This window comes from Aeromonas allosaccharophila (genome assembly GCF_000819685.1).
In the GTDB taxonomy this organism is placed as follows: domain Bacteria; phylum Pseudomonadota; class Gammaproteobacteria; order Enterobacterales; family Aeromonadaceae; genus Aeromonas; species Aeromonas allosaccharophila.
The window spans coordinates 14970-27865 of the sequence record NZ_CDBR01000005.1; the positions used below are offsets into that span (position 1 = coordinate 14970).

Below are 12896 nucleotides of genomic sequence, written 5' to 3' on the forward strand. Positions count from 1 at the left end.
CAACATGTTCCATCTAGAAGTGAATCAACTGCACAAATCCTACGGCGACACCAAAGTGTTCGAGGGGATTGAATTCGGCATCCGTAAGGGGGAGCTGGTGACCCTGCTCGGCCCCTCCGGCTGCGGCAAATCCACCCTGCTGCGGGCGCTGGCCGGGCTCACGCCGGTGGATGGCGGTCAGGTGCGGGTGGCCGGTGAGGACATCACCTGGCAGGCGCCCCAGAAGCGGGGCATCGGCATGGTGTTCCAGAGCTATGCGCTGTTCCCCAACATGACGGTGTGGGACAACGTCGCCTTCGGCCTCAAGATGAAACCCCAGCCGGGGCGGGAGCTGGCGGCCAGCGTGCAGGAGGCATTGGCGCTGGTGGAGCTGACCGGCTTCGAGCGCCGCTATCCGGGGGAGCTCTCCGGCGGTCAGCGCCAGCGGGTGGCGTTGGCCCGTGCTTTGGTGGTACGGCCAAGGATCCTGCTGCTGGACGAGCCGCTTTCGGCGCTGGATGCCCGCATCCGCCGCAGCCTGCGCCAGCAGATCCGCGAGATCCAGCAGCGGCTTGAACTTACCACCATCTTCGTGACCCACGATCAGGAGGAGGCGCTCACCCTGTCGGATCGGATCTTCCTGATGAACAAGGGATCCATCGTCCAGAGCGGCACGCCGGAGCAGATCTACACCCGCCCCGCCAGTGAGTTTGTGGCGGGCTTTATCGGCAACTACAACCTGCTCGGCGCCGAGCAGGGCAAGTCGCTGTTCGGCCCCCGTTTTCAGGGCAAGCTGGCGCTGCGGCCTGAGTCCATTACCCTGCTGCCCGCAGGGGCGACCAGCAGCGAACCCAGCCTGCCCGGCATCGTTCGTCAGCAACAGCTGCTCGGCAATGTGATCCGTTATCAGGTGGAGTGCGAGGCGGGGCTGTTGACGGTGGATTGCCTCAACCGCTCTGCCTGCGATCTGCTGGCCACCGGCAGTGCCGTGACCCTGGCGGTGGCTCGGGATCAGCTCTGTGAGGTAGCATGACGCCGCATTTCATTTCCATTTTCACTGCGAGGAGCACCCATGGCACTGGCACTGTTTGATCTGGACGAGACCCTGATTGCCGGGGATTCCGCCAGCCTCTGGCTGGAGTACATGGTGGCCCAGGAGCAGGCTCCGGCGGGTATGGTGGCCGAGGAGCAGGGGATGATGTCCCTCTACCATCAGGGCAAGATGGACATGCACCAGTACATGGCCTTCACCCTGCAGCCGCTGGTGGGCAAGTCGCGCCAGTGGCTCAGCCAGCAGTGCCACCGCTTTGCCGAGCAGGTGCTGCGCGAGCGCCTCTACCCCGAGGGGCTGGCACGTATCGAGTGGCATCGGGAGCGCGGTGACGAGCTGGTACTTATCTCCGCTTCCGGCGAGCATCTGGTGGCCCCCATGGCACGGATGCTGGGGATGGATCACTGTGTCGCCATCCTGCTCGATGAGGAGGAGGGGATGCTGACCGGCCAGACCCGCGGCACTCTCAGTTTTCGCGAGGGCAAGGTGGCCCGCATCAACCAGCTGTTTGCCGGCAGGGAGAGCCTCTGGCAGGGGAGCTTTGGCTACAGCGACTCCCACAATGATCTGCCCATGCTGCGGGCGGTGAGCCATCCCCATGCGGTCAATCCGGCCCCCCCCCTGCGCCAGCAGGCCGAGGAGCTGGGCTGGCCCACGCTGGAGTGGCTGCGCTGAGTCGCATGCTCACACAGGCTTAACGCGCGGCAAGAACAGCGATAAAAACCAAGAGAGAGGCAGGTGCCTCTCTCTTGGTTTTCGTGTCCTGTGGGCGATCACCCTTCCACTTAATGGGCATGCCGTCGAGTCTGATCGAGGTGAGGAGGGGGATCCTCATCCATCAGGTCACTGACTCGACACTGGGGGAAGCAGATGCGGTTTTTCCCCTCCCGCTTGGCCTGATACACCCCGCTGTCGGCCAGTTCCACCAGTGTCTTGGCCGAGAGTCCGGAGTGACTGAAGGCCACCCCGCCGCTGATAGTGACGGTGAGACCGGGTTCGCGCCACTCAAGCTTTTCGACCGCGAGCCGGAATGCTTCCAGCAGGGAGGCAATCTCGCTCATTGGCGTTTCCAGCCGGAAGACCAGCACCAGCTCTTCGCCACCGTAGCGGCAAAACCAGCCCCACTGGTCAAACAGATGCATGCCCAGTTTGCTCACTCGCTTGAGCACCACATCCCCAGCCTGATGACCGTGGGTATCGTTGACCTGTTTGAAATCATCCAGATCGAACATCACCAACCCGAACGGCGCGCCACTGTTGAGCTGCTTTTCCAGGCACTCGTCGAAGAAGCGGCGATTGTAGAGGCCGGTGAGCTTGTCCTGATTGGCTTGCAGGCGGATCTGGGCAAAGTCCTGGCTGGCGGCATCCATCTCTTCATAGACTTTGGCCAGCTCCAGCATGCGACTACCGTGATAGGCGATGCCGCCGGCTCGGCTGGCACGGATCAGCTGGGTGATCTCCCCCAGCATGCGGCGGAAGTAGCGGGCCCAGAGCAAGGCCAGCAGCAGATAGAGGATGCAGGCGAGGGCAATCATCAGCTGCACGTTGACGGAAACGCTGTCGATCACCTGCTGCATGCTGGCGGTCGGCTCGACGCTGAGCAGGATCCAGCGCTGCTCGGGGATGCGGTAGTAGGAGACCATCATGCCGCTGGCATCATCGAGGAAGAAGCCCTGATCATCGTGCATGCGAGCCAGCCAGTCGGGGGCGGCGAGCGGTTTGAATACCCGTTCGCGATCCGGATGGGCCAGCACCAGCCCGTCATGGTTGAGCAGGATCTGATAGCCCTTGCCCAGATGATGACTCTGCTCGTGCCGACCGTTGAGCCAGCTGGCGAGGGGGGTGAGCTGGGTATCCAGCGAGAGCACGCCAACCCGTTTGCCGTCAGGATCTTCAATCACCCGGGCCAGCGCCATGGTGAGGGTGCCGAGCGTGTAGTCGTAATAAGGATCGGTCCAGACCATCTGGTTCGGGTGGCTGGCGGCCAGCAGATACCAGGGGCGGGTTCTGGGATCGAACTTCTCGTCGGCTTGCCAGGAGGGGTGGATCAGCATCTTGCGATGCTCGGTGCCTACGTAAACATAATCGAGCTCCATCACCTCGTGATAGGCCTGCCATTGCTGCAGGTAGCGCTCGCCGTGGCGGATCTCCGGGCCGCTGAAATCCTGATAATTTACCTGCTGATAAATGAGCGTAAACTGGCGTTTGAGCGTCGCCAGATAGGGTTCGATCAGGGTATGGAAATACTGGGTGTTGCGGGCAATCAGGTTCTGTTGCTGCTCATGGCGCAGGGTGCGCTCCATATGCAGGTAGTAGATGCTGCCGAGCAGCAGGACGGGGATAAAGAGCAAGAGGAGGCCAAGCCGCATGCGGGTGATCAAAGACCAAGTGTGCCTGGACTTGCCGGGAGACATGAATCCATCCTTTTCAGCTCGGATGGCACCAGCATATATGATGCAGTGCTGCGCGTCTAAAGAGAGAACATGAGAGTTTTTCGATGCTGAACCACACTCTGCTCTTCATGGCCCATTACGGCAGCATAGCGGTGCTGATCCTGGCCCTCTGTGTCGAGTATCTGATCTTTCGTCGCGGCCTGAATATGGTGCGGGTGCGCCGTCTGCTGCTGGCGGATGGCGTGGCGGCGCTGGCGCTCTTCTCCATCTTTGCCACCGGTTGTCTGCTGGCTCTCGAGCATGCCAGCTCGGTGGCGCAGATCTTTGCCCATCCTGCCCACGGCCTCAAGATGGGGCTGTTTCTGCTGATTGTCGGCACCCTCGATTATCCCAGTCGCCTCTTCTATCGCTGGCGTCGCGCCCTGCGTCTGGGCAAGGCGCCGATGATCTCCATTCAGCAGCACTTCCGGGTGGTCTGGATCCTGCGAGGCAATCTGATACTGGTTGCCCTGCTGGCCGTGCTGACAAAACAGCTGTCGCTCTAAAGACAAGAGGGTAGAGAGACGGGTATCTTGGATCGGATAACCCGTCACGCGCCGATTTAAGGAAGAATCGCCATGCGCTCCAATCTGATGTTGCTGATGGCTGCCACCATCTGGGGTATGGGCTTTGTCGCCCAGCGCCTCGGGATGGATCACATGGGGCCCTATACCTTCAATGGCCTGCGCTTTCTGCTCGGTGCCCTCTCCCTGCTACCGCTGCTCTGGTGGCTCAAATCCCGACAACCGGTTGCCGTCGCGGGCGACCATCGCCAACTGCTGACCGGTGGCGTGCTGGCCGGGCTGGTGCTGTTCTGCGCCGCCTCCCTGCAGCAGGTGGGGCTGCTCTATACCACCGCCGCCAAGGCCGGTTTCATCACCGGGCTCTACATCATTCTGGTGCCTGTGCTGGGGCTGCTGCTGCGTCACAAGAGCGGGCTCAATACCTGGATCGGCGCCGTCATCGCGCTGGCCGGTCTCTATGTACTGAGCGTCACTGACGAGTTCACCATCGGCTTTGGCGATCTGCTTCAGGTGGTCGGTGCCCTGTTCTGGGCCATTCACCTGCTGCTGGTGGATCACTACTCCAACCGGGTTGCCCCCATCAAGCTCGCCGGCGTGCAGTTCGTGGTCTGCGGCCTGCTCAGCCTCGCCACCGCCTTGGTCATCGAAACCCCGACGTTAAGTGGCGCAGTGGCCGGTTGGCAGGCGCTGCTCTATGCCGGGCTGGTGTCGGTCGGGGTCGGTTATACCCTGCAGGTGGTGGGGCAGCGGGGCGCCCATCCGGCCCACGCCGCCATCATCCTCAGTCTGGAGACCGTCTTTGCCGCCGTGGGGGGCGTGTTGCTGTTGGGGGAGACGCTGGACGAGCGCGCCATCGCCGGTTGTGCCCTGATGCTGGCGGGGATGCTGATCTCCCAGATCCGCTTGAGATGGTGGTGGAAGTCACGCCGCGACAAGGTGCCGCAGGCCAAGTAAACCGCGCTCTGCCTGTATAACAAAAACGCCCCGACGGTCGGGGCGTTTTGCATGGTGGCTTGGATCAGGGGCGCTGATCCAGCTCGCGCTCCAGCTCTACCGCCTTCTGGCGGGCTGGATGGGTATTGAGGCGTTGCCAGTAGGCTTGTAGGTGCGGGAAGTGGGCTAGCTGGCCGCTTTGCGCCAGCAGATCCACCAGGAAGGAGTTCATGATGTCGGCGCCGGAGAGGCGATCCCCCACCAGATAGTGGCGATTCGCCAGTACCTCATTGAGGTAGCCCAGCACCTTGGCACACTCCGCCTTGGCGTAGTCCGGCAGGAAGCGCATCGGGCTGCCATCTTTTCGCACGAACATGTCGAGCAGCAGCGGCAGAATGCCGGAGCTCTCGGCAAAGTGGAGCCACTGCAGATATTCGGGATAGTCGGGGTTATCTTGAGCCGGTGCCAGCCGCTCGGGGGCGTAGCGGGCGATCAGGTACTCGGTGATGGCGCCCGATTCGGCCAGCACCCGGCCGTCGAACTCGATGACAGGCGATTTGCCGAGGGGGTGAATGGCTTTTAGCTCGGGCGGCGCCAGAAAGGTGGCTGCATCGCGCTGATACGCCTTGATCTCATAGGGCTGGCCCAGCTCTTCGAGCAGCCAGATGATGCGCTGGGAGCGGGATTTGTTCAGGTGGTGCAGGACTATCATAACGACCTCGATTCGGTGGCAGGATGGGGTATACGAGCGGGCGAGGGGGGCGGTTCACCGATGGCTAAAAAAGAGCGGGCTTGATGCCCGCTCGCTCAACGTCTGACTCAGGCCTCCAGCGCCTGATCCAGATCCGCCAGTATGTCCTCGATCGCCTCGATCCCCACCGACAGCCGGATCATCTCCGGTTTCACGCCTGCCTTGGCCTGCTCCTCCTCGCTCAACTGGCGATGGGTGGTGGAGGCGGGGTGGCAGGCCAGCGACTTGGCGTCGCCGATATTGACCAGCCGCTTGAAGATCTTCAGCGCATCGTAGAAACGCACGCCCGCCTCGTAACCCTCTTTCAGGCCGAACGAGAGGATGGCCGAGGGGCGACCGGCCATGTACTTCTCCGCCAGCAGATAGTGGGGGTGACCCGGCAGACCGGCGTAGCTAACCCAGGCTACCTTGGGGTGATGCTTGAGGTGGTTGGCGACCCGCAGGGCGTTATCCACATGGCGCTCCATGCGCAGGCTCAGGGTCTCCAGTCCCTGCAGCAGCAGGAAGGCGTTCATCGGCGCCAGCGCCGCACCGGTATTGCGCAGCGGCACGGTGCGTACCCGCCCGATAAAGGCGGCTGGGCCAAAGGCCTCGGTATAGACCACCCCGTGGTAGGAGGGCTCTGGTTTGGTCAGCTGCGGGAAGCGTTCGGCGTGATCCGCCCAGGGAAACTTGCCCGAGTCGACCACCACGCCACCCAGCGAGTTGCCGTGGCCGCCGACATATTTGGTCAGGCTGTGCACCACGATATCGGCGCCGTGTTCGATCGGTTTGCAGAGCACCGGGGTGGCGACCGTGTTGTCGACGATAAGCGGCACGCCACGGGCGTGGGCTGCCTTGGCCAGCGCGGCCAGATCGACGATGTTGCCCGCCGGGTTGCCAATGCTCTCGCAGTAGACCGCCTTGGTCTTGTCGTCGATAAGGGCGGCGATGGCCTCGGCGCTGTCATCCTTGGCGAAGCGCACCTCGACCCCGAAGCTCGGCAGCATGTGGGCGAACAGGGTGTAGGTGCCGCCATAGAGCTGGGGGGTGGAGACGATGTTGTCGCCGGCGGCGGTCAGCGCCTGGATGGCGTAGGTGATGGCGGCGGAACCCGCTGAGACCACCAGCGCGGCGATCCCCCCTTCCAGCGCGGCCATCCGCTGCTCCAGCACATCGTTGGTGGGGTTCATGATGCGGGTGTAAATATTGCCTGGCACCGCCAGATTGAACAGATCCGCCCCGTGCTGGGCGCTATCGAACTCGTAGGCCACCGTCTGGTAGATGGGCACGGCGACCGCTTTGGTGGTGGGGTCGTTGGAAAAGCCGTGGTGCAAGGCCAGGGTCGCATCTTTCATCACACACTCCTTGTTGGATGTTGCTTGTCGCAGTTATAGCTGAGCATTTATAGATGGATAGACGTCCAATCTATCAGGCTCGTGGCCGATGTAAACAGCAAGATCCGGCAAAGCAATGTCGCCCGCAGGGGATGCGCGTCCCGAGTGGCTGACACGGCTCGCACTCAGAGGCGGCGGCGATACTCCTTGTCATCGATCTGGTTCATATCCCACTGCATCAGGCGGTTGAGCTGCTGCATGGGATCCTCGATGAGCGCCAGCGGGCGCGGCTGGATCCGCTTGAAGTAACGGCGCAAGGTCTGCTGGATCCGGTTCGGTTTGATGGGGTTGGCGTGGCTCATGATGGTGCTCCTCTGCTGTGGTACTCACGTTCATCAGTAGTATTGAGCTAAAATGCGGAAGTAAAAACTGATGACTTATAGCAACAGGATTTCCTCTTTTATGCCGACCGGTCGCCTCTACCAGCAATTTCAACGACTCGCCCAGCTGCTTGGCAGCGACGAACGGGAGATCAGCCTCGCCGAGGTGGCGGATCTGCTCTGCTGCACCCCGCGCAACGCCCGCCTGCTGCTGCGGCGGATGCAGGATCAGGGCTGGCTCAGCTGGTCGGCGGAAGCGGGGCGGGGGAGGCGCTCCCGACTCACCCTGCTCGATAGTCAGGAGAGCCTGACCCGGCGCCGCTTGCGGGATCTGCTCAGTCAGGGCCAGCTGGCACAGGCGGTGCGGCTGGCCGAAGATCGCCTCGATCTGCTCACCCCGTTGCTGATCGAACAGCTCGGTCAGGCCACCCGCGAGGGGCGCCAGATCCTGCGGGTGCCCTACTACCGGCCGTTGCCACAGTTGCTGCCCACCGGCCCGATGCGCCGCTCCGAAATTCACCTAAGCCGCCAGATCTTCAACGGCCTCACCCGGCGAAATGAGGAAAATGGGGAAATCGAAGGGGATCTGGCCCACCACTGGGAGTGTCTGGGTCCTTGCCACTGGCGCTTCTATCTGCGCCCGGCGGTGCGCTTTCACCACGGTCGCGAGCTGGTGGTGGAAGATGTGATGGAGAGCCTGCTGGCCCTGCGGGAGCGCCCGCTGTTCGCCCATCTGGCTCGGCTGGAGAGCCCCTGGCCGCGCACCCTGGATCTCTATCTCGACAGCCCGGATCCCTGGCTGCCCCACCTGCTGGCGGAGCCGGTGGCGACCATTTTGCCGCGGGAGCTCAAGGGGGAGGCGGGCTTTGCTCTGCAACCTGTGGGCACCGGCCCCTACCGGGTGGCTGCCAACGATCCCCTGCATCTTTGCCTTGCGGCGTTTGACGACTACTTCGGCCTGCGCGCCCTGCTCGACGAGATCGATATCTGGATGCTGCCGGAGCTGGCGGAGCGACTGGAGACCCACCTGCAGCTGGGGCGCGACAGCCCCGAGCTCGGCACCATGCGCGGCGAATCGGAGCTGGAGTCGGGCTGCTACTTCCTGCTGCAGGACGATCGTTCCGGATCCTTGCAGGATCCCGCCCTGCGCCAGTGGCTCGGCCAACTGCTCAATCCGGTGGCTCTGATGGGGCGGGTCGCCCCCGAGTTGCAACGGGGCTGGACCAGCGCCCTCGGCCTGCTGCCCCACTGGCGCGAAGCACTGCCCGCGCCCTTGTCCACACCGGCGCAGTTGCCGACGACCTTGGTGCTTGCCTGCTTCAACCAGCATCTGGAGTTCAACGAGTGCGCCAACGCCATGAGCAGCCTGCTGGCCGAACAGGGGATCCGGCTGGAGGTGCGCACCCTCGACTACGGTCGCTGGGTGAGCGGCGAGGATGAGGATGTGGATCTCTGGCTCGGCACCCTCAACCTCGAACATGCCGGTCCCTTTGCCCCCTACGCCTGGTTGCAGGGCACCCCGTTGCTGCGCAAGGTGTGGAGCTGTCAGCATGAGTTGTGGCAAGGGTTGATGCAGTGGCGCGCCAGTGGTGAGGAGCCCGGCCCCCGCGCCCTGCTGGCAACGGTGCAGCAGCAGAGCTGGTTTGTGCCGCTGTTTCACCACTGGCTGGAGCTGGAGAGCCGGGTCGGGGTGCACGGGGTGCGGATGACGGCGCTCGGCTGGTTCGATTTTCGCAGCGCCTGGCTGCGGCCCGAGCCGACCCATCAGCCCGCAGAGGCGCCATAGTTCGTCCAATTTCTGTCGCGGCTGACGAGTGCTCCGTGGCCGCTTGCGTGAAAGATCCGTAAATCGGCCGCTGCTGCACAGTTTGTGTCACGCCTCTGTGCCATGCTGTTTCAGGTTATGGACAGCAGAGCAAATGAGGAAAACGATGAGCAACAATTCAGACAGTTCCGCAGGAAAATGCCCGGTCATGCACGGGGGAACCACCTCCGTCGAGACGTCCAGAATGGAGTGGTGGCCGAAGAGCCTCAACCTCGACATTCTTCACCAACACGATACCAAGACCAATCCGCTGGGGGCCGGTTTCAACTATCGGGAAGCCTTGAAGGGGCTCGATATGGCGGCCCTCAAGCAGGATGTGACCGCCCTGATGACCGACAGTCAGGAGTGGTGGCCCGCCGACTGGGGCCACTACGGCGGCCTGATGATCCGCATGGCCTGGCACTCGGCCGGGACTTACCGCATCGCCGATGGCCGCGGCGGTGGCGGCAGCGGCAACCAGCGTTTTGCCCCCCTCAACTCCTGGCCGGATAACGCCAACCTCGACAAGGCCCGCCGCCTGCTTTGGCCCATCAAGAAGAAGTACGGCAACAAGATCAGCTGGGCCGACCTGATCATTCTGGCGGGCACCGTGGCCTATGAGTCCATGGGGCTCAAGACCTTCGGCTTCGCCTTTGGCCGCGAGGATATCTGGCATCCGGAGAAGGATATCTACTGGGGCTCGGAAAAAGAGTGGCTGGCGCCCAGCGGCAAGCCGGGTGGTCGCTACTCCGGCGAGCGGGATCTGGAAAACCCGCTGGCGGCGGTGATGATGGGGCTTATCTACGTCAACCCGGAAGGGGTGGATGGCAAGCCCGATCCCTTGAAAACCGCGCAGGATATGCGAGTCACCTTCGCCCGCATGGCGATGGATGATGAAGAGACGGTAGCGCTGACCGCCGGTGGCCACACCGTCGGCAAGGCTCACGGCAACGGCGATGCCAAACAGCTTGGGCCCGAGCCGGAAGGGGCCAGCCTCGAGGAGCAGGGGCTTGGCTGGATTAACCACCACAGCCGCGGCATCGGCCGCAACACAGTGACCAGCGGCATCGAGGGTGCCTGGACCACCCACCCGACCCAATGGGACAACGGCTACTTCGAGCTGCTGTTCAAGTACGACTGGTGGTTGCAAAAATCACCGGCGGGGGCCCATCAGTGGGAACCGATCAATATCGCCGAAGAGGATATGCCGGTGGATGTGGAGGACCCGTCTATCCGCTGCAAACCCATGATGACGGATGCCGATATGGCGCTCAAATTCGACCCCGAGTACCGCAAGATTGCCGAGCGCTTCCGCGATGATCCGGCGGCCTTCTCCGACGCCTTCGCCCGCGCCTGGTTCAAGCTGACCCACAGGGATATGGGGCCGAAGAGCCGCTATGTCGGCCCCTATGTGCCGACAGAAGATCTGATTTGGCAGGATCCGGTGCCAGCCGGACGTGCCGATTATGACGTGGCGGCGGTGAAGGCCAGGATCGCCGCCAGTGGCCTCTCCATCAGCGAGCGGGTCACTACCGCCTGGGATAGTGCCCGTACCTTCCGAGGCTCCGACAAGCGGGGTGGAGCCAACGGTGCCCGCATCCGGCTGGCGCCGCAGAAGGATTGGCCGGGCAACGAACCGGCGAAGTTGGCGAAGGTGCTGGCGGTCTATGACAAGCTGGCGGCCGAGTGTGGCGTCAGCGTCGCGGATCTCATCGTGCTGGGGGGCAACCTCGCCATCGAGCAGGCTGCCCAGGCCGCCGGAGTGACGGTGAGCGTGCCGTTTGCGCCGGGCCGGGGGGACGCCACTCAGGCTCAGACCGATGTGGCCTCGTTCGAGGTGCTGGAGCCGCTGGCCGACGGCTTCCGCAACTGGCTCAAGCAGGACTATGTGGTGACGGCGGAGGAGCTGCTGCTGGATCGCGCCCAGCTGATGGGGCTCACGGCCTGTGAAATGACGGCGCTGGTCGGCGGGATGCGGGTGCTCGGTACCAACCACGGCGGTACCGGGCACGGGGTCTTTACCGATCGGGTCGGGGTACTCAGCAACGACTTCTTCGTCAACCTGACCGACATGGACTACCAGTGGCTGCCGAAAGCGAGCAATCTCTACGAGATCCGCGATCGCCGCAGCGGCGCCCTGAAATGGACGGCCACCCGGGTGGATCTGGTGTTCGGCTCCAACTCGGTGCTGCGCGCTTATGCCGAGGTCTATGCCCAGGATGACAACAAGGAGAAGTTTGTCTGTGACTTCATCACCGCCTGGAACAAGGTGATGAATGCGGATCGCTTCGATCTGCTCGGCTAGTCCCCAAGCCGTTTGGTTATCTGCACCAGCCCCGCACAGCCAAGATGTGCGGGGCTTTTTACTGCCCGCTTTTCTGTGCAGCCCTACAATCCGCCGCGCTGCGACACCCGCTGGCCGGTCGCGCAGGGCCGCTGGCATCCCTGTGCTTGGGCCAGCAGTATCATGTAACATGCTGATCCGCTGATGATGCCCGGCGGCCACCCATTGGCCACTGATGTCCCATGAACGGACAAGGACAGAAACAAAGAGACAAGGAGTCAACCCATGCTGGAAATGCAGATCCAACCCCGCTTTCAGGAGACGGATGCCCTCGGCCATATCAACAATACGGTGCCGGCGGTCTGGTTCGAATCGGCGCGGGATCCCCTGTTCCGGATCTTCTCCCCCGATCTGGATGTGCATAACTGGCATCTGATCATCGCGGGTTATACGGTGCAGTTCAAACGGGAGCTGTTCTACGGCCAGCCGGTCACCATCAAGACCGGCGTGCGCCGCATCGGCACCAGCTCATTTACGGTCTGGCAGGAGGCCTGGCAGGGCGGCGAACTGGCCGTCACCGCCGAAACGACCCTGATCCATTTTGACTACCGGGCCCGCCAATCCCTGCCCCTGAGCGATGCTCACCGGGAAGGGCTGCGGGCCTGGCTGACAGAGAGTTAACCACGGGCCGGATGGCCCATCACAGGAGTGCTATGTACAACTCAATGCGCAACACAGCGATCGCGCTGACCCTGGGATTCTGCTCCCTCCCTTCTCTGGCCGCTTCTCTCGCCGAGCAGTTTACCCTGATGGAGAAGGGGGCCGAGAGTGCCCTCGATACCCGTCAATTCAGCCATGACGGCGTCGATATCAAGGCCTGGATCGATGGCGCCCCCGTCATCATCGCCGTGCCCATTATGAACGAGCTGGGCAAGCTGGAGGGGGAGAGCCGCTACTACTTCAAGGGCGGCAAGCTGTTCGGGGTCAAAGAGCCCGCCGCCCAGTTCGCCTTTGATGACAGCGGCAAGCTGACCCAATGGCTGGACGAGAAGGGTCAGCCCGCCGAGTTCGTCAGCAAGATGAGCATGCAGCAGCGTCAGGAGTGGCTCACCAAGCGAGCCGCCGAGCTGAGCAAGCTGTTTGTGGTGAGCGCGGCCGAACAGAAGGCGGCCAAGGGGGGCGTCAAGCTGAAGGGGGCGGATCTCGCTCACTGGCTCTGCAACGGCAAACTGATGGATCTCGCCCATGGCGACAAGGTGATCTTCGAGCAGGATAAGCTGAAGATTGGCGAGCAGGGGATCGAAGGGGAGGTCTCCCTGCGTCAGGATAAGGGGTGGCAGGAGCTGAGCCTCAAGTGCGAGGTGCAGGGCACCCAAGTGACCCGCCTCACCTGGCAGCCGCTGCCGGGGGCCAACAAGCCGCAATAAGCGCAATAGCAAGGG

Annotated in this window: 12 protein-coding genes; 8 read left to right on the forward strand and 4 right to left on the reverse strand. The window is 62.9% G+C overall.

Translation table 11 applies throughout. The annotated features are described in order from the left end of the window. The first annotated feature begins 4 nt into the window (after nucleotides 1–4). Nucleotides 5–1012, forward strand: a complete 1008-nt coding sequence (locus BN1115_RS00410) for an ABC transporter ATP-binding protein (RefSeq protein WP_042655596.1) — start codon at nucleotides 5–7, stop codon at nucleotides 1010–1012. Between the two features lie 39 nt (nucleotides 1013–1051). After that, nucleotides 1052–1705, forward strand: a complete 654-nt coding sequence (locus BN1115_RS00415) for an HAD family hydrolase (RefSeq protein WP_042655597.1) — start codon at nucleotides 1052–1054, stop codon at nucleotides 1703–1705. 110 nt (nucleotides 1706–1815) lie between these two features. Here the strand turns inward: BN1115_RS00415 and BN1115_RS00420 are convergent, their stop codons facing one another. After that, on the reverse strand, nucleotides 1816–3444 hold the full coding sequence (locus tag BN1115_RS00420; protein WP_042655598.1) for a sensor domain-containing diguanylate cyclase: 1629 nt from the start codon (nucleotides 3442–3444) through the stop codon (nucleotides 1816–1818). 83 nt (nucleotides 3445–3527) lie between these two features. On the opposite strand from BN1115_RS00420, the gene BN1115_RS00425 reads away from it, so the two are divergent. Both BN1115_RS00425 and BN1115_RS00430 read left to right on the forward strand, forming a co-directional pair. Further along, nucleotides 3528–3968 carry a DUF2214 family protein gene (locus BN1115_RS00425; RefSeq protein ID WP_042655599.1) on the forward strand — a complete coding sequence of 147 codons (441 nt, stop codon included), beginning with the start codon at nucleotides 3528–3530 and terminating at the stop codon, nucleotides 3966–3968. 72 nt (nucleotides 3969–4040) lie between these two features. Beyond that, nucleotides 4041–4940, forward strand: coding sequence for a DMT family transporter (locus BN1115_RS00430; RefSeq protein ID WP_042655600.1), 900 nt, complete (start codon nucleotides 4041–4043; stop codon nucleotides 4938–4940). 64 nt (nucleotides 4941–5004) lie between these two features. On the opposite strand, the gene BN1115_RS00435 is transcribed toward BN1115_RS00430, so the two are convergent. The 3 genes from BN1115_RS00435 to BN1115_RS22065 form a co-directional block, all read right to left on the reverse strand. Further along, the gene (locus BN1115_RS00435) at nucleotides 5005–5631 is read right to left on the reverse strand and encodes a glutathione S-transferase family protein (RefSeq protein WP_042655601.1); all 627 of its coding nucleotides are present in this window, start codon (nucleotides 5629–5631) and stop codon (nucleotides 5005–5007) included. Between the two features lie 107 nt (nucleotides 5632–5738). Then, complete coding sequence (locus BN1115_RS00440) at nucleotides 5739–7007, reverse strand: O-acetylhomoserine aminocarboxypropyltransferase/cysteine synthase family protein (protein ID WP_042655602.1); 1269 nt, start codon at nucleotides 7005–7007, stop codon at nucleotides 5739–5741. A gap of 164 nt (nucleotides 7008–7171) precedes the next feature. Then, nucleotides 7172–7348: a hypothetical protein gene (locus BN1115_RS22065; RefSeq protein WP_128821622.1), complete on the reverse strand. Its 177-nt coding sequence runs from the start codon at nucleotides 7346–7348 to the stop codon at nucleotides 7172–7174. A 100-nt stretch (nucleotides 7349–7448) separates the two neighbouring features. On the opposite strand from BN1115_RS22065, the gene sgrR reads away from it, so the two are divergent. The 4 genes from sgrR to BN1115_RS00460 all read left to right on the forward strand — a co-directional run bounded on the left by sgrR (nucleotide 7449) and on the right by BN1115_RS00460 (nucleotide 12881). Beyond that, a complete protein-coding gene (gene sgrR, locus BN1115_RS00445) occupies nucleotides 7449–9152 on the forward strand; it encodes an HTH-type transcriptional regulator SgrR (protein WP_042655603.1) in 1704 nt (567 codons plus the stop codon). A gap of 145 nt (nucleotides 9153–9297) precedes the next feature. Then, nucleotides 9298–11475, forward strand: a complete 2178-nt coding sequence (gene katG / locus BN1115_RS00450) for a catalase/peroxidase HPI (protein ID WP_042655604.1) — start codon at nucleotides 9298–9300, stop codon at nucleotides 11473–11475. Between the two features lie 264 nt (nucleotides 11476–11739). Next, nucleotides 11740–12135, forward strand: coding sequence for an acyl-CoA thioesterase (locus tag BN1115_RS00455; protein ID WP_005336457.1), 396 nt, complete (start codon nucleotides 11740–11742; stop codon nucleotides 12133–12135). A 44-nt stretch (nucleotides 12136–12179) separates the two neighbouring features. Further along, the gene (locus BN1115_RS00460) at nucleotides 12180–12881 is read left to right on the forward strand and encodes a hypothetical protein (RefSeq protein ID WP_042655738.1); all 702 of its coding nucleotides are present in this window, start codon (nucleotides 12180–12182) and stop codon (nucleotides 12879–12881) included. Nucleotides 12882–12896: the final 15 nt, after the last annotated feature.